Raw genomic sequence first — 18,182 nt, forward strand, 5'->3', positions numbered from 1 at the left:
TTGCACGTCTTTCTGCTGCACAAGCAGAATTGTGAATCATTGCACATTAATAACTATGAATAAGTTGTGCACCTATACTTTTCTCAAAATGATCGATTGCCCATACGTGACCTTGTGCATTAAAGCTTGCTATTGCATCGGTATGAATCACTAATTTGAACCCTTTATTGTAAGCATCTACAGCTGTATGCAGTACACAGATATCGGTACATACGCCAATGAGATGCAATTCAGTTATTTCACGTTCACGCAATTTCAATTCAAGATCGGTTCCGGCAAACGCGCTGTATCTCGTTTTATCCATCCAGACGATCTGCTGTTGATGTTCTGCATAGACTTCACTTAACCGACCATACAATTCTCGTCCAGCTGTACCACGAATATTATGTGGTGGAAAAAGAGCGGTCTCTGGATGGTACGCATCATTCGGTTCATGCATATCAACAGCCATCACTATATAATCATGAGTACTAACAAATTTCTCTGTCAATTCAACGATACGCTGTTCAATATCGATTGCAGGTTGTCCTACAGGTAAAGCACCATCTACAAAGTCACGAGTATAATCGATCACAATAAGAGCTTTCATGATATAGACCTCCAGATATTGAAATACAAACAATCATTCAGCATATCCTTACGAATAAATCGAAAGACGAGGTACAAGACCTGTAAAACGATACAATTGTGCTGGGCGTTGAGAGTACTGATTCGAACTTAGTAAGTTCCCCTCTTCATCATGCACCTCTTCAATAATACCTTTACGGCTACGTGTTGAAGTGATTTTGCGAATAAAGTTCGGTTCTTCAAAGTCAGGTACAACCGCTTTGATCACCTGATACAATTCGCTTAACGTAAATTCAGGCGGCAAAAACTTTTTGGCAATCACTGTACTAAGCATCTGTTCTTGAATTCGCATATACGCATCACGAATAATATCATGATGATCAAATCCAAGTTCTAGCTTTTCTAATGCTTCTTCAATCGTAAATAGACCGACTTCTTCCGCATCATCAGCAGCTTGCCGTTTTTCCAACACCTGTTCTTCTACTAAAGCAAAAAACGCATGCGATATAATCCAACCACGAGGATCACGCCCGGGCTCACTATAGACACCCAAATACTCAAGATGGCGACCGTCGACTCCTGTCTCTTCTTTGAGTTCACGCTGTGCGGCTTCAAATAAAGACTCATCATCGCGTGAAAATCCACCAGGCAAAGCCCATTTTCCGGCAAAAGGCCATGAGCGACGACGAATCAACATTACTTTCAGTTCACGCAAAGGTAATGTTTTGGTAAACGTCTTCCGCTCTTTTTTGGTCAAAGTAAACATGACAATATCGGCGGGTGCGCCATCGGGCGTACGATACTTTTTGACATCATACGAATGCTGTTTGCTGTTATCCGTCATCGTTATCACCACTGTTCATTTTATCTTTTTGATAATATCATTATGAATGATTCTCTAAGGCAGGTCAATCTTTATTTCCGAGTTGCGATAAATGTAGCTGTCGAGATAGCGCCTACAACGCCTTGTTCGTTAGAAACTTCAGCTTGTAAAGTTACTGTTCTTCCTGAAAGATGAAGAATTCTAGCTGTTGCGAATAATTCGCCTTCTTTCATCGACTCTACAAAATGCGTATTCATATTTGTTGTAACACAAGGTTGCCCATCTTGAATCGCCATCGACAACATCCCCATCACCTGATCCATCATCGACATCTGCACACCACCATGCACAATATGCATATGATTAAGATGTTGTGGAGTCGCCGTGAGTCCAATCGTAATATAATCTTGCTCACTTGCGATTAGACGGCACCCCAATAATCCCCAATATAGTTGTTCGCTTTTTTTTAATATTTCATCCCAATGTGTCAAAAAATGCTCCTCCTGTTCAAAACGGTTGTTACAATAACAATCCCATTTGTATCAAATCTACATACTGATGTTCAACCACTAATGCGTTTTTTTGAATCCCTTCGATACGAAAACCTAATGAACGATATAAATGTAAAGCGCGTTCATTACTGCTTTGTACATTCAATTCAAGACGATGTAAATGTCGATCTTGCGCCCAATGAATCATCGTCTGAAATAATCGTCGTCCAATCCCACGATTAGCATACTCTTGAAGTACACCTACAACAATATATACACTATGACGATTACGTGCAACTTTGCCACCAATCGCTTCCAAATATCCAATAATCTGACCTTCGTACTCAGCTAGAAAAATATTAGAATTGGCACTACGCAGTGCATAGCGAATCATTTCTCGTTGTTCAGCTTCATTCAGATTTCGTTCTCCTGGTTCAAGCAGCATAAATGTAGTCTGTTCATCTAATTTCTGCTTCATCCGAACCAAAGCCCCTGAATCTTTCATCTGCGCAATACGTACAGACACTAACATTGCTAGATAAGGTTCTTTGGTATAGGGATATACAGAAGACAGAGAGTTAGAATCTGCCCATGTTTTTTGTAAAATCACTTGATCACGGCAGACAATTCCATTTTCGATAATCGGTTGCTGGTAATGTCTTATAAAATGATCATGCTCGATTCGTATCATGCGAAAACCATGTTTTTGATAAAAAGCAAGTGCTCCTAGACTCGAATTACCTGTAGCTACGGTAACCACTTGAGCTTTGTACTGTTTTAACTGCTGTAATACTTCATCTAGTAATTTGCTACCAATCCCTTGCCTCTCATAATCTACTTCTACCGCAATGTTCATGATTTCCCATTCTTGTGCTGCATGTTGAAGCACTCCACAGACGCCTACGATATGATTCGCTATTTCTGCGGTCCACCAACGACAATAGGCTTTGTAGTGTTCTACAGCTTCTAGATCAGGATCAGCAAGCATTAACAAGGTAATCGGTATACTTTCGTAATTGGATTGAGCACGGATTAACACAGAATCATAACTATAATCAGAAGATTCCATGACCATTCACTTCTTTCTGCATGTAGAATCAAGAGCAATGAGTGATTGTTAACAATGACTATCCACTGCAACGAAAAAAGATATCGGAATACAAAAAGACGCGGCTATAGGCTCCGCGTCTTTGAATTTGTTCTAGTCATTGCAGGACGATGGAGGTGAATCCTTACCGCTCTCTACATTAATTTTCTCAGAAACGGTATCATGGATAACGGAAATAACCATTTGCAACATATCGTTAATTTCGACCTGACTTTCTTGATAATCCGATACTAAAGGAATATCATCCAGTTCTTGTTGTAACGCTGTTAATTCGCCTTCAATTCGAGCAATCATTTTTTCGTTTTTCATCGATTCAAAAGCAACCACTTCTTTTTGCTTTTTTTTGATGGTACGAATTAACTCTTCGATCCGTGGATGAGTTTGAATCATTTTTTCTGCTCTTTTGAAATGATCCACTTCTTCACTTTCCGAGATCAATGCAGCTAATTGTTTTGTTTTTGCCATAATATCTTCACGAATAAAAAGACCCTGTGTATTCAATTCAAGTGGTGCTCCGCCTGTCGTTGACTCAACATTGCGATCATGATGCTCCATCGACAATCCTCCGTTCACGTTCCAAATTTAATTAATAAGCTATAACCGGTTCTGGAACCAGCTCGCCTTTGATATAGAATGTTTTATAATCGGTAATTTGTACATGCACGAATTGACCGATCATATCTGCTGAACCTTCAAAATGCACCAGTTTGTTAGAACGTGTGCGTCCTGCAAGCACAGTAGCATTATTTTTACTCTCACCTTCAACCAATACTTCAACAACTTGACCTAAGAATTTCTCACTACCGATCAAGCTATAATCTTTAATTGTTTTGTTCAAGCGTTGCAAACGTTCTTTTTTCACTTCCATCGGTACATTGTCTTCCATCACTGCAGCGGGTGTACCTTCACGTGGTGAATAGATAAAGGTAAATGCTGAATCGAATCCTACTTCACGCACAAGTGATAATGTTTCTTCGAATTGCTCATCAGTCTCCCCGGGGAACCCTACAATAATATCTGTAGTCAGCACCGCATGAGGAATCGCTGTTTTGATTCTACCCACCAAGTCTAGATACAACTCGCGTGTATATTTACGACTCATTTTCTTGAGCACTGCACTGCTACCTGATTGCACAGGCAAATGAATATGCTCGACTAAATTGCCACCTTTAGCCAGTACTTCGATCAAGCGATCATCAAAATCTCTTGGATGCGATGTTGTGAAGCGAACACGCGGAATATCAATTTTAGAGATATCATCCATTAGATCGCCAAATGTATAATTCATACCTGTCAAATCTTTGCCATAAGCATTTACATTTTGACCCAGTAGTGTAATTTCTTTAAATCCTTGACGTGCTAATTCACGCACCTCAGCAATAACATCTTGCGGAAGACGACTGCGTTCTTTACCACGTGTAAAAGGCACAATGCAATACGTACAGAATTTATCGCATCCATACATAATATTTACCCAACCACGCATACCCTGCCGCTTTTTCGGTAAATTTTCGACGATGTCTCCTTCTTTGGACCAGACTTCGACGACCATTTCTTTACTGAATAGCGATTCTTGGATCAAATAAGGCAGACGGTGGATATTATGTGTACCGAAGATCATATCTACAAATCCATGCTTTTGCATAATACGGTTAACGACGCCTTCTTCTTGCGACATACATCCGCATACACCGAGTAACAAGCCCGGGTTTTCTAGCTTCAATGTTTTGAGATGACCCAATTCACCGAATACACGATCTTCTGCATTTTCACGAATAGCACACGTATTTAACAAAATAATATCTGCTTCTTCTCTGCTTTCAGTCGCTTGGTAGCCCATTTGTTCTAGCATGCCTTTAATAGTCTCCGAATCATGCTCATTCATCTGACAACCAAATGTATAGACCAGATAATGCTTACCAATTCCGATCATACGCATGTCTTCTGGGATGCTTTCTTCGTACACGACTTGAACATCTTGTTTACCACGTTTCTTTTCTTCACGTTGATTCGGTTCAGATATAATATGGATTTCCCGACCTCGGATACGAATTTTTTTGCCAGTTTCATCTTCTGAAATCACTTTAGCATCCGAAAAATCAAAATACTTGGAATAATCCTTAATTTCTTTTGACATGCTGCCACTCCCCACTGTAAGCATCATTCTAAAGTTCTGTATGCCTCTTCCAACATCTCAAAAAAGCATTACTGCTAATTATATCATGCTTACTCTATTATAAAAAGCTGTCAAATCATACCTCATCCACCCGTATAACAGCTAATATTCTTAACTAGTTAACCATACATTTAGCGAGCACTGACTGTACCGATCCGAATCTTAGGAGACTTCGCAGGATCGATCGCTTGTAACACTTTTAATAGATTGGCTTCAGATAAAGCAATACAGCCATCGGTAGGTCGATTCGATGCTCGCCAGATATGCATAAAGATCGCACTGCCTTTGCCTTTAATAATTGGATCGGTATTGTAATTCACAACCATACCGTATTTATACAGCGGATTATCCATTCTTTCATAGGATGCCCAGTGTTGATTGGGGTTGCCTGATTCAGTCACCTTTTGATTATAGTTATTAGAACTAACATCATCGACCCAGTAATCTTGAGAAGTATGAGGTTGATAATTCACTTTCAGACCTGTAGGCTTGGACGCTGTGCCAAAAGCAGTTCCTAATGAATAGGTGCCTAGAGGTGTTTTGCCATCGCCTTCTTTAATTTTGCCTACTCCGTTTTTCCCTAGGACTACAGGTAAAGCAACGATTTGCAGTTCCCAGTTTCCATTTTGCTTATTGTATATCTGAAGTGTGCCTTTGAATGTCTTCTTATTCACAGCTGTGACTAGAATAACTTGTTCTGTATGCAGTTGATCGAATTTGTGAAAAAGTGCTTGCTGATGCGCATTTTGTTCATCTGTTAAGGTATTAGACGAGGCTATACTCATTGATGTTGTCGTATTTACCATTACACTTAGCGTATAGAGTAACATCCCTAAAGATACCCATTTGAGCATACTTCTTAATCGCATCTATTTCCCTCCATTGCACGCTATATTTTAATAAGGAATGTATCATAAAAAAGCATAACAAAAAAGCCTATTTCAAAAGAGCGAAATAGGCTTGCTGTATAAAAAGCTATGATTAATCGATAATTTCAGCGGTGTCGCCAGTAGCAGCACCGGAAGCATTGGCTTCATCTGTATCGATATGCATGTCTAATGCAAAAGAATCAGATACACGTGCAATAACGTTTTCTAGAACAAGACCACGTTCACCAGACAAGCGAACTTTCAACAACTCTTGATCTTTAATTCCCCATTTTGCTGCATCAGAAGTATGGAAATGAATATGACGTGCAGCTACAATCACGCCTTCTTCGATTTGTACTTCACCCGCAGGTCCTTTAAGAAGTACACCCGGTGTACCATCAATTTTACCAGATTCACGTACTGGAGCTTTTACGCCAATAGCAAAAGAATCCGTGCGAGAGATTTCCAATTGTGTTGCTGGACGAGCAGGTCCTAAAATACGAACTTTTTCAAAACTTCCTTTGCTACCTACAACAGCAACAGTTTCATTAGCAGCAAATTGTCCAGGTTGGGACAACGCTTTAAATTCTGTTAATTGGTATCCTTCACCAAATAATACTTCAATGTGTTCTTGAGTTAGATGAATATGACGTGCAGACACGCCTACAGGTACAGTTTTACTCATGTGATCACTCACTCCTTCGATATTCTCTATTTCATTTGCACTTTGTAACAAAACGCACATACTCGTACATTTGCAAAATGCATGCTACTTTATTATACATCTTTTATATCAAAAATGAAAAGCAACTCAGCAAAAAGACCTCCAAGCTTAACCAACAAGCTTACAGGTCCCAAGTATCCAAACGAATTGCTACTTTTACCTATCATCTCTGTTGCAAGATTTACACTCTATAATAGGATCATTATAGGCATCCACTTACGTTCAGGATAGCAGCATTATTATCTAGGTTCTACAATCAACTTCATGGCGGTTCTGTCTTCTCCATCAATCACAATGTCCGTAAAGGCTGGAATACAAATCAGGTCAACTCCACTTGGTGCTACGAATCCCCGGGCAATAGCGACTGCTTTGATTGCTTGATTCAGTGCACCTGCTCCAATTGCTTGAAGTTCAGCAGCACCTCTTTCACGCAATACCCCTGCCAATGCTCCTGCTACAGAATTCGGGTTGGATTTTGCTGAAACTTTTAATACTTCCATGATAAGTACCTCCCCTGGGAATGAATGATGGCTTGATTCCATGATTAGTAGATAATATTCGACAACATCCTTTTGGTTCCTGCTGCATAAAATCAAAAATCAATGATATTTCACATAAAATTTATAAAGATTTTAAACACTCTGCTGGGACTTGAAACTATTCCATATGCCATTCGTCTTCATACATACGAATCTTTTCAATCTTTTTCGCTCTGCCTGTCTGATCGTCTATATCCACATACACAGCATGAAAATGCCATTTGCCTTCACACACTTGGAAACGAGCGGGCAACTGTGTCTGGAATTTATACAATACCGCATCACGCTGCATACCGAGTACACCTTCGTATGAACCTACCATACCTGTATCGGTCAAATAAGCTGTTCCGCCAGGTAGCAAGGTGTCATCATTACTTTGGACATGAGTGTGTGTACCAACGACCATAGAAGCTCTACCATCCAAATGCCATCCCATCGCAATCTTTTCTGAAGTGGCTTCTGCATGGAAATCAACTAATACACAATTCACTTTCCCTTTCAATTCATCCATAATCTCATCGACTTTGCGAAAAGGACAATCGATCGCTGGTAGAAATGTACGACCTTGCAGATTCACGATACCTAGCTGCTTACCGCCGGCTTTGATAATCGTATATCCACGTCCAGGCGTATCTGGAGGAAAGTTAGCGGGACGAATCATACGGGGTTCATCATCTATAAATTCAAAAATCTCTTTGTTGTCCCATGTATGGTTACCCATCGTTATACCGTGTACACCCATTTCAAAAAGTTGACGAGCGATTCCTCGCGTAATGCCCCGACCTGAAGCTGAGTTTTCGGCATTAGCTATGATGATGTCCGGGGTATACTTTGATTTTAACCGAGGTAGCGTCTCTTTAATCGCTTTACGACCTGTACTTCCAACAATATCTCCAATAAATATAACTTTAATGATAATTCCTCCGTCCACGAAGAGAAAAAGTGACCTGATTGCCAGGTCACTTTTCGCATCGTTCTTTATTTTGCGTAATCGACTGCTCTCGTTTCACGAATAACAGTAACTTTAATATGTCCTGGATAATCCAGTTCATTTTCGATCATCTTCGTAATATCACGTGCCAAGCGGAAACTATCTGCATCATCTACTTTATCCGGTTGAACCATAACGCGAATTTCACGTCCGGCTTGAATAGCATATGATTTCTCTACGCCTTCAAAGGATTCAGAGATTTCTTCTAGTTTCTCCAGACGACGGATGTACGTTTCTAATGTTTCACGACGTGCACCTGGTCTTGCGGCAGACAATGCATCTGCTGCGCCAACAAGCATCGCAATAATAGAAGTCGCTTCCGTATCGCCGTGGTGAGACGCGATACTGTTAATTACAACTGGATGTTCTTTGTATTTCTTAGCCAACTCTACGCCAATCTCTACATGAGAACCTTCCACTTCGTGATCGAGTGCTTTACCGATATCATGCAGTAATCCTGCGCGTTTCGCTAAAGTGATATCTTGACCCAATTCGGAAGCCATCAAACCTGTAAGGTAAGCCACTTCCATGGAATGTTTGAGTACGTTTTGACCGTAACTGGTACGGAATTTGAGACGTCCCAAAATCTTGATAAGATCTGGATGAAGTCCATGTACGCCAACTTCAAATGTAGACTGCTCACCGTATTCACGGATACGCTCATCCACTTCACGACGTGCTTTATCCACCATTTCTTCAATTCTTGCAGGATGTATACGTCCATCTGCTACCAATTTTTCAAGAGCGGTACGGGCAATTTCACGGCGAATCGGATCGAATCCAGAAAGGATAACAGCTTCCGGTGTATCATCGATAATTAAATCGATACCTGTAAGTGTCTCCAATGCACGAATATTACGACCTTCACGACCGATAATTCTGCCTTTCATTTCTTCATTAGGCAAGGTGACAACAGAGACGGTAGTCTCGGCTACATGATCCGCAGCACAACGTTGAATAGCAAGAGTAATAATCTCGCGAGAACGTTTGTCTGCTTCATTTTTCGCCTGTTGTTCAATATCCTTGATCATTTGTGATGTTTCGTGGCGAACTTCCTGCTCCACGTTGCTCAAAATGATACCTCGAGCATCTTCCATAGACAGATTAGAAATTCGTTCGAGTTCCGCAACCTGACTGGTGTGAAGTTGTTCGATTTGTTGCTGAGTCTCTTCAATACGTTTCTCTTTGTTAGCCACTTGTTCTTCTTTGCGTTCTAGTGATTCAATTTTTTTATCCAGCGACTCTTCCTTCTGCAACAATCGTCTTTCCAGGCGTTGATTTTCATTACGACGCTCACGAATGTCTTTTTCAGCTTCAGTTCTGAGTTTGTGCACTTCGTCTTTTGCTTCCAGAACTGTTTCTTTTTTCTGTGCTTCTGCTTCTTTCTTCGCACTTTCTACGATTTGGATAGCAGCTTGTTCAGCACTAGAAATTTTAGCTTCTGCAAGAGACTTGCGAATAAAATATCCGACCAAGAACCCAAAGAATAATGCGGCAACAACGAGAATTGTGGTCCAGAGAACTTCCATTCTGTTCACCTCCTCGCTGATTCCTCCAAGGTATTCCCTGGGAATTACATGTTCATTTGGTTAATCGATGATTCGTCCCTTATACATTTGTTCCATTGCTCATGCGGGTACATGTGCTAATTCCCTTTTCATAGGGAGATCAAACATTCTAAAATTCTTCAGAAATGTCTTGCTACAGAATTCATTACCCACTTCATCTAATCACCTGCCGGGAAAAGATGACGTAAAAATGACAATCTGCACAAGTACATTTTATTATTTGCCAAAAGACATTGTCAAGCAATTGCAGTAACCGTATTTAACGATGTCAAGTTTGTTACCCTAAATGACGCGGTTATTCGGTTTTATTATATTTGGATTTTAGTGGTTATTCCCAATCATCTTCTGGCTTTTGTTGAACAGCATCTAGGGCTTTCCTTACAATATCCGAAGAATATCCTCTTCTCATTAAAAAAGCCATTGTTTTTCTTTTTTTATCAAAAACTTCTCCCGAAGTCGATTTCCATTTTTTTTCTGCTAGTATTGTAGCACTTGCGATTTCATCATTAGGATCAATCTCTTCCAAAGCTTGCTCTATATTTTCTTTGTTTACACCTTTTTGGCGTAATTCTTGTCTAATCCATACTTTACCTTTTTTCTGGCTATTCACTCTTTGTTTGGCCCACTGTTGAGCATATAACTCATCATCGATTAATTTCTCTTGTTGCAATCGTACAAGAGTCGTCTCAATGATCTCAGGATGAATTTCTTTTTCTTTAAGCTTGCGGGCAATCTCTGTTCGAGTACGTGCTTTGCGACTCAAATAATTCAGTGCTTCTGCATAAGCCGTTTGACGTTCATTGGCGATCACAATATTTTCTAGTTCTTCTTTAGAAAAGGACATGCCTTTTAACAGCCGATACTTGATCATAACATCTTCATGCACCATAAGGTTCAACTCACCGAAGGTTAACTTATAATGATGCCTAGGCTTACGTAGAGGGGTTACAGCCGTAATCTCTACTTCACCCTCATCAGGGAACCCATCTAGACGCTCTCCTTCATCTGCATAGATATCCCATTCTTCATCAGCCTCAGGTTCAGAGGTAGTATTAGTATTGGACGGTTTTTTAGCATAACGACGATAATCAGCCATAATTGTTTCCTTTCGTCTATCTATATTTTAAATCAGTGTATAGTGATCAGATGAATCTTTTATGAAATATAAATAAAAAAGCGCCCTGAACGTATTTCACGTCCTGGGCGCTACAGGATTTAAGCATATATCATCTTAAAGTGATTATTCAGTTGCTTTAGAGAATAATTCTTGCTCTTCAAGACTTTCTTTTTCTTTTTCTTCAGCTGATGGTTCTTCAACCACTGTTGTTAAATTGCTAGATACACGAATTTTTTGTTCAATGATATCTGCAATGTGTGGGTTTTCTTTCAAAAACTGCTTAGAGTTCTCGCGACCTTGACCCATACGCTCACCTTCGTAAGAGTACCAAGCGCCACTTTTGTTAACAATATCGTGTTCTACACCAATATCGATCAAGCTACCTTCTTTGGAGATACCTTCTCCGTACATGATATCCACTTCAGCTTGTTTGAATGGAGGAGCCACTTTGTTTTTAACAACTTTGATACGTGTACGGTTACCGACAACATCGTTACCGTTTTTGATTGCTTCAATACGACGCACGTCTAGACGTACAGTAGAGTAGAATTTAAGTGCACGACCACCAGGAGTTGTCTCAGGGTTACCAAACATAACGCCAACTTTTTCACGAAGCTGATTGATAAAGATCGTGATTGTTTTGGATTTGCTGATCGCACCAGACAATTTACGCAATGCTTGAGACATCAAACGTGCTTGCAAACCAACGTGAGAGTCACCCATTTCGCCTTCGATCTCTGCTTTTGGTACCAATGCTGCTACAGAATCGATAACGATAATATCTACAGCGCCACTACGTACAAGAGCTTCCGCGATCTCTAGACCTTGCTCACCTGTATCTGGTTGAGATAATAATAGCTCATCGATATTAACACCCAAGTTTTTAGCATATTGAGGATCCAAAGCATGCTCTGCATCGATAAATGCTGCTTGTCCTCCAGCTTTTTGAACTTCAGCAATAGCATGAAGTGCTACTGTTGTTTTACCTGAAGATTCTGGTCCGTATATTTCGATAATACGTCCTCTTGGCATACCGCCTGTTCCCAAAGCAATATCTAAAGCAATAGATCCACTAGGAATAACTTCAACTTGCATATGAGTGGATTCTCCAAGTTTCATAACCGAACCTTTACCAAATTGCTTCTCTATTTGACGAAGCGCCATATCTAACGCTGCACGACGATCTGACAATAAACTCACGTCCCTCTTCTTCTTATTTATACTCTAATTATACTACTTTTTTTCTCATTTGCCAAGCTTTTTTCGAACATATATTCGTCTTTTTGGTATGAAATCATTACTTAATTACATTTATTGGTAATAAATAATGATTTCAAATAGATGCATGTATTGCTTGATTTTGGGTCTATAAACATAAAAAAACCGCAACAAATAAATTTGCTGCGGTTCTTCCGTCTACGGTTATTTTAGCATAACAGACGTAGGAATTGCAATAAGCTTCATAGGCTCTTGTACGTCTGATGCAGGTTGTTTTATTTAAAGTGTACTATTTTACAGATTCCTTCTGAAGTTCACTTAAACGAAGCCACAAACGGTACAGGATACTTTTGGCAGCCCGAACACGGATCGATTCACGATTACCACGGATATTCAATTCAAATACCTGTGTAGGTTGATTGCGTTCTGCTAGCCCTACATATACCAAACCTACAGGTTTGCGTTCCGAAGAACCTGGACCCGCTACACCTGTAATCGATACAGCAAAGTCTGTATCTAATGTTTTTCTAGCTTCATCCGCTAGCACTTCTGCTACTTCTGGGCTAACTGCTCCTGGAGCATTCTCGCCTTCTAGTAACTCATGAGGGACATTTAGCATTTTTTCTTTCATTTCATTGGAATAGCAGACGACTCCACCCATAAATACATTTCCGCTTCCCGGAATAAGAGTTAGATTTTGCATCAGTAGACCACCTGTGCAACTTTCTGCTGCAGTTAGGGTTAACTTCATACCTGTCATCATTAATAAAATTTGTTCTTCTATACTTATATTTTGATCAGCATACATATGATTAGGCAAACGATCACGAATCTGAGCTTCCATATTTTTCAGCTTGGTCATCGCTTCTTTTTCTGTAGCTGCTTTGGTGGTCAGACGAATAGTCACTTCTGCTTCTTTGGCATAAGGTGCAATCGTAGGATCACTCTGAGCACTGATCAGATCAATCAAGGCATCTTCAAGAGCAGATTCACCAATACCTGCAAATTTAAGCATTTTTGAATAAATAGGATGTTCATCTGTGAGCACATGCTCAAGAAGCCAAGGTTTCGCTTCATTTTCAAACATCGGTTGTAATTCTTTGGGAGGTCCTGGTAGAACGATATAATATTTCTCTTTATCTTCAATCGCAATTCCTACAGCCAATCCTGTAGAATTAGCAAGCACATGACTGTTTTCAATCACAAGAGCTTGGCGACGATTATTTTCAGTCATTGTAATGTCTCTGCCTTCAAAAAAGCTAGCGACTTTCTCCATAGAAGCTGGATCAATATAGATTGATCTTCCTAAAACTTCAGCTAATGCATCTTTGGTCAGATCATCTTGAGTGGGTCCAATTCCGCCCGAAAATAAAATAACATCTGCGCGACTGCTTGCAAGTTCAATCGCTTGTTTGAGTCGATTTAAGTTATCTCCTACTACAGTCTGATAATAAACATCTATTCCCATATAGGATAATTGTTGAGATAAATATCTGGCATTCGTATTAGTGATCTGACCTAGTAATAGCTCTGTACCTACTGCGATAATTTCTGCTTTCATTACAAGTGCCTCCTTATTATTAGGGTTGCTCTGTGATGTAAATGCTTCGAAATGAATACAAAGTACTGTGACTATGGCAAAAGTAAGCGGCAATAGAGAAAACCCTATCGCCGCTTACACTATATTACTTGTTATATCACCTATTTTCTGATGAACAGAAACAGGTTATTTTAACTGGAAAAATGAAGTAACGATTTATTTTTGACAAAATAATCAATACCGGAATAGATTGTGATTAGTGTAGCTGCCCAGATCATAATCTCCGCAAATGGAATACCTAGTAAAGCAAATGGGAAATTATTGATCATTAAAGCAGAGATCGCTATAATTTGTGTAATCGTTTTGGCTTTGCCCCAATTACTAGCTGCAACGACTTTGCCATCCAATAATGCGATTTGACGAAGTCCTGTTACTGCAAATTCACGGCTAATGATAATCACAACCATCCATGCTTCACATTTACCAAGAGCCACCAATGAGATCAATGCCGCAGATACCAATAATTTATCAGCCAAAGGATCAAGTAACTTCCCTAGATTGGTGACTAAATTACGACTACGTGCAATATGTCCATCAATGCCATCTGTACTTGCTGCAATAATAAAGATCAAAGCCGCAATAAGATCGTTGTAACTAACCTCAAAAGATGCTCCAATTTTTAAAAGCCCTTCTCCAAACGAAAAATTAACGAGCAGGAACAACATCATCACCGGTACTAAGAAAATACGGGTAAGCGTTATGCGGTTAGGTAAATTCATTGTGTATCCTCCTTACTGCATCTATTTTCAACAGCGAACCAATGATATGTAATTGCTCCCGCCTGCATCTTTTGTTTCATCTTTTTACTGCCTCCATCAATTCGATCACAACCATGGTGATACCTGATTTATTTCATATTCGTGAATTGAAGATCCACAGTAAGGTCTGCTTTGCGAAGCAATTGGATTACTGCTTGCAAATCATCTCTATTCTTTCCGGTAACCCGAATCTGATCGCCTTGAATCTGACTTTTCACTTTCAATTTTGCATCACGGATTAACGTATTGATTTTTTTGGAGTTTTCTTGATCAATACCTTGTTTTAATTTGAGTCGTTGACGAACCGTTCCCATCGACGCAGACTCTATTGTTCCATAGTCTATATTTTTGATAGGCAATCCTCTTTTGAGCATTTTGGATTGCAAAATATCAATCAAAGCACCTAACTTATAATCATCATCAGAAACCACAACTAATGTTTCCTTTTCTAACGTTAGAGTACTTTTACTTCCTTTAAAATCAAAACGACTTGCTAATTCTTTCTCTGTTTGCGTAATCGCATTTGTCATCTCTTGCATATCCATTTTCGAGACAATATCGAATGAACTCTCTGCCATGTGATTTCCCCCTTTTAGGTAAAATTATAGAATATATGTTGTTACAAGTCTAATGGCACAAAAAGGACATCCTTAATCTGCTGTCTAATGGCAGCTTGAAGGTATGTCCTTTTTTGTGTGACTAACCATTAATTTCCGCTTGTCTCTGTAGTCGTCGATTCATCTGTTGTCGCATCTGTAGAAGAATCTGTCGATGTACCCGTAGAATCCGTAGTTTCTGTAGCCGGAGCTTCTTTCACTAATTTCAAAACAATACGTGAAGTTGCTTTACCATCTGTGATCGGTTGTCCATTGATTGTAATATCGGTAGCTGGAGAATTACCAGACTTGATATATAATCCTGTATCCGCTAGATCGTAAGAAAGGTCTTGTCCACTTTCCGTATTATTGAAAAATAAACGTTCTCCGCTAGAATCTGCTGATTTGTATACTTCAAGCCAACTTTGACCCGTTGCTTTGATACTTACTTTAAGCGGTGTCGTACCTGTGTAATTCACATTAAAAATAGTGTTTCTGCCTTCTTTACCTGCTTGTGTAATCACAGGTTGAGAAGCTGTATCTGTAGTCGTTGTAGGATCTGTAGCTTCTTCATCCGTACCCGTTGCTTCAGGTGTAGATTGTTCTTGATCTGTACCTGCTCCAGTCGGTGGTGTTGTCGTTGTACTTTCTGGAGTTGTTGTTGGCGTTGTTGTTTCCGGTTTAGTTGTTGCCGGTGGTGTCGTGGTCGTTGGTTGTGTTGTCTCTTGTTGTTGACCTTTGTTATTTGTTGCCACTTCAGGAGCACCGTTATCTGTACGCACTACGAAAATGTAGACCAATACGACGATCAATAATGGGAATATCCACATCAATGTTGTTGATAACCATTTACCGCTTCGTCCTGATCCTGAAGATGTTCTTCTTGCCGCTCGCCTTTGTTGCACTACCGGTTCCATCACTGCTTCTGTTTCGGTCTCTGGAACATCGTCTTGATGCTCTTGTAACAACTCGTCCGCACTAAGACCTACCGCTTCCGCATACGTTTTAATAAATGCACGTACATAAAAGCTCCCTGGAAGTACTTTAAAATCTCCTGCTTCAATAGCTTCCAAATAGCGTTTACGTATTTTGGTCATTTCTTGCACATCATCAAGTGATAAACCTTTCGCAAGGCGGGCATCCCTTAACTGCCGACCTAGATCTGACATACTATTACCTCCTGGTTATAATGTTTTTGACTTTTTTTATATATCATCCGCATAACTTTCCGTGAATGTATCATAGACGATCTCTTCTCCCGGATTGTTGCGCAATTCAATAATAATGTTGAAATCACTGTACTCATAATCAGATTCCCGCACAAAAATATCGGGATGTTCGATCACTTTAGTACTTGGCATCGCCATGATATCTTGAAGCAATTGGTGATGACGTTCATTGGAACGAATCGTACTCACAATCCCATCGATAATAAAGATGTTGTTTGGATTGTTCTCCTCTTCAGATAATTGACTACGTACCGTTTGTCTAAGCAAAGTCGAAGATACAAATGTCCACCGTTTCATCGCACATACGCTACCTGCGATAATCGACTCTGTTTTGCCGACACGTGGCATTCCACGTAAACCGATAATCTGATTGCCTTCACGCTTAAATATTTCACCAAGGAAATCAACCAGCAAGCCCAGTTCATCTCTTGTAAAACGGAATGTCTTCTTGTCATCCGAATCACGCTCAATATAACGTCCATGACGTACAGCTAGAATATCAACAAGCTTGGGTTGACGCAAAGCCGTCACTGTAATATTGCTCACTTTAGCGAGCATATCGCCAAGCAAACGAATCTTCTCATCATCATCTGTCTCCAATAGCATACCACGGGTCTTACCCTCTACACCATTAATGGTCAAAATGTTAACATTCAGCATACCCAATAAAGACGCCACATCTCCCAATAGACCAGGACGATTTTTATGTATCCTGTACTCCAAATACCACTGTTTTAGTTCCACGTTCACCTCTAACCTTTCTATCGCATGAATACTTTATAGCTCGAATCCTATGTCGATGGATCAAACATTTATTTTTACAACGGTGCTACTATATAGTCATCAAAGCAGATAGTCTGTACGAACTCCGACCCTTTTCTGCTGTTCAATGCAAAGTCATTAACACGTTAATGATATATAAAATAAAATAGAAAGGCAAGAAGCAGACAGTAACAACTTCGTCATCACTCAAACTACACGATTATATCATGATATGAATAGGAGCTTCTATATCTAAATATAGAAGCTCCTTCATCGTATTAAACATCTTACGTTCTTAGCAATCTCAAGTCAAAAATCCACCATTCGGGCTGACTACTTGTCCCGTCATATATCCCGATTCAGGCAACGCCAAAAAGTAAACCATCGAAGCAATTTCATCTGGTTCAGCAATTCGTCCTGCTGGAATCTCTTCTTCCAACGATTCAATTTCCGAAGGTTCCAGATGAGCAATCATCTCTGTACGCACTACACCCGGCGCAATCGCATTCACAGTCACACCAGAGGGCGCTAGCTCTTTGGCTAACGCTTTGGTAAAAGCATTGATTCCACCTTTACTTGCTGAATACAACACTTCACAAGAAGCGCCTGTAATCCCCCAGATACTGGACACATTAATAATGCGTCCATACCGTTGATGGATCATATGCGGCATAAAAGCTTGAGTACAAAGAAAAACACTTTTGAGATTGGTAGCAATCACATCATCGAAATCTTGTTCTGTCATATCAGTCAACATTCCATAATGAGCGATACCTGCATTGTTTACCAGAATATCAGGCAACATGTCATGCTGTTCCAACTTTTCACGCATCCGCTTAATCTGTTCCATGCTACGTAAATCTGCTGCAATAGTTAGTACTTTCACACCGTAATCCAGACAGACACGAGCTACATCATTCGCTTCTTCATGCGAACTGCGATAGTGAACAGCGACATTCATTCCAGCCATCGCAAACCGTTTGGCTGTCGCAGCCCCTATCCCTTTACTTGCCCCTGTAACCAAGACCGTCATTTGTGAAAAAGGC

Annotated in this window: 19 protein-coding genes; all 19 read right to left on the minus strand. The window is 40.0% G+C overall.

Annotated features, from left to right (window positions below; translation table 11 throughout):
* Nucleotides 1-46 precede the first annotated feature (46 nt).
* The gene (locus PTI45_RS09410) at nt 47-589 is read right to left on the minus strand and encodes a cysteine hydrolase family protein (RefSeq protein ID WP_069327312.1); all 543 of its coding nucleotides are present in this window, start codon (nt 587-589) and stop codon (nt 47-49) included.
* Nucleotides 590-637: 48 nt separating this feature from the next.
* A complete protein-coding gene (locus PTI45_RS09415; protein ID WP_175425157.1) occupies nt 638-1,411 on the minus strand; it encodes an NUDIX domain-containing protein in 774 nt (257 codons plus the stop codon).
* Nucleotides 1,412-1,482: 71 nt separating this feature from the next.
* Complete coding sequence (locus tag PTI45_RS09420) at nt 1,483-1,881, minus strand: PaaI family thioesterase (protein ID WP_069327314.1); 399 nt, start codon at nt 1,879-1,881, stop codon at nt 1,483-1,485.
* Nucleotides 1,882-1,909: 28 nt separating this feature from the next.
* A complete protein-coding gene (locus PTI45_RS23640) occupies nt 1,910-2,950 on the minus strand; it encodes a GNAT family N-acetyltransferase (protein WP_175425158.1) in 1,041 nt (346 codons plus the stop codon).
* A gap of 132 nt (nt 2,951-3,082) precedes the next feature.
* Entirely contained in the window at nt 3,083-3,544 is a 462-nt protein-coding gene (locus tag PTI45_RS09430; protein WP_069327315.1) for a YlbF/YmcA family competence regulator, read from the minus strand.
* Nucleotides 3,545-3,575: 31 nt separating this feature from the next.
* Nucleotides 3,576-5,126: a tRNA (N6-isopentenyl adenosine(37)-C2)-methylthiotransferase MiaB gene (gene miaB, locus PTI45_RS09435; RefSeq protein WP_069327316.1), complete on the minus strand. Its 1,551-nt coding sequence runs from the start codon at nt 5,124-5,126 to the stop codon at nt 3,576-3,578.
* A gap of 170 nt (nt 5,127-5,296) precedes the next feature.
* Nucleotides 5,297-6,034 carry a L,D-transpeptidase family protein gene (locus PTI45_RS09440; RefSeq protein WP_245703466.1) on the minus strand — a complete coding sequence of 246 codons (738 nt, stop codon included), beginning with the start codon at nt 6,032-6,034 and terminating at the stop codon, nt 5,297-5,299.
* A gap of 112 nt (nt 6,035-6,146) precedes the next feature.
* The gene (pduL, locus tag PTI45_RS09445; protein ID WP_069327317.1) at nt 6,147-6,719 is read right to left on the minus strand and encodes a phosphate propanoyltransferase; all 573 of its coding nucleotides are present in this window, start codon (nt 6,717-6,719) and stop codon (nt 6,147-6,149) included.
* Nucleotides 6,720-6,997: 278 nt separating this feature from the next.
* Complete coding sequence (locus PTI45_RS09450) at nt 6,998-7,258, minus strand: stage V sporulation protein S (RefSeq protein WP_017813748.1); 261 nt, start codon at nt 7,256-7,258, stop codon at nt 6,998-7,000.
* Between the two features lie 157 nt (nt 7,259-7,415).
* Nucleotides 7,416-8,210, minus strand: coding sequence for a TIGR00282 family metallophosphoesterase (locus PTI45_RS09455; protein WP_153226900.1), 795 nt, complete (start codon nt 8,208-8,210; stop codon nt 7,416-7,418).
* Nucleotides 8,211-8,275: 65 nt separating this feature from the next.
* Nucleotides 8,276-9,817: a ribonuclease Y gene (gene rny / locus PTI45_RS09460; RefSeq protein WP_069327318.1), complete on the minus strand. Its 1,542-nt coding sequence runs from the start codon at nt 9,815-9,817 to the stop codon at nt 8,276-8,278.
* 367 nt (nt 9,818-10,184) lie between these two features.
* The gene (locus tag PTI45_RS09465) at nt 10,185-10,952 is read right to left on the minus strand and encodes a regulatory protein RecX (RefSeq protein WP_083243443.1); all 768 of its coding nucleotides are present in this window, start codon (nt 10,950-10,952) and stop codon (nt 10,185-10,187) included.
* A 144-nt stretch (nt 10,953-11,096) separates the two neighbouring features.
* On the minus strand, nt 11,097-12,164 hold the full coding sequence (gene recA / locus PTI45_RS09470) for a recombinase RecA (protein ID WP_069327319.1): 1,068 nt from the start codon (nt 12,162-12,164) through the stop codon (nt 11,097-11,099).
* Nucleotides 12,165-12,480: 316 nt separating this feature from the next.
* On the minus strand, nt 12,481-13,752 hold the full coding sequence (locus PTI45_RS09475; RefSeq protein WP_069327320.1) for a competence/damage-inducible protein A: 1,272 nt from the start codon (nt 13,750-13,752) through the stop codon (nt 12,481-12,483).
* Between the two features lie 170 nt (nt 13,753-13,922).
* Nucleotides 13,923-14,510 carry a CDP-diacylglycerol--glycerol-3-phosphate 3-phosphatidyltransferase gene (gene pgsA / locus PTI45_RS09480; RefSeq protein WP_069327321.1) on the minus strand — a complete coding sequence of 196 codons (588 nt, stop codon included), beginning with the start codon at nt 14,508-14,510 and terminating at the stop codon, nt 13,923-13,925.
* 128 nt (nt 14,511-14,638) lie between these two features.
* Nucleotides 14,639-15,127: a YajQ family cyclic di-GMP-binding protein gene (locus tag PTI45_RS09485; RefSeq protein ID WP_069327322.1), complete on the minus strand. Its 489-nt coding sequence runs from the start codon at nt 15,125-15,127 to the stop codon at nt 14,639-14,641.
* 128 nt (nt 15,128-15,255) lie between these two features.
* On the minus strand, nt 15,256-16,314 hold the full coding sequence (locus PTI45_RS09490; protein ID WP_069327323.1) for a helix-turn-helix domain-containing protein: 1,059 nt from the start codon (nt 16,312-16,314) through the stop codon (nt 15,256-15,258).
* A gap of 36 nt (nt 16,315-16,350) precedes the next feature.
* Nucleotides 16,351-17,118: a DUF3388 domain-containing protein gene (locus PTI45_RS09495; RefSeq protein ID WP_069327324.1), complete on the minus strand. Its 768-nt coding sequence runs from the start codon at nt 17,116-17,118 to the stop codon at nt 16,351-16,353.
* A gap of 322 nt (nt 17,119-17,440) precedes the next feature.
* Nucleotides 17,441-18,169 (minus strand): elongation factor P 5-aminopentanone reductase, encoded by a 729-nt coding sequence (gene ymfI, locus PTI45_RS09500; RefSeq protein WP_069327451.1) that lies wholly within the window; start codon nt 18,167-18,169, stop codon nt 17,441-17,443.
* Nucleotides 18,170-18,182: the final 13 nt, after the last annotated feature.

The sequence above is a fragment of the Paenibacillus nuruki genome, from assembly GCF_001721045.1.
Lineage (GTDB): Bacteria > Bacillota > Bacilli > Paenibacillales > Paenibacillaceae > Saccharibacillus > Saccharibacillus nuruki.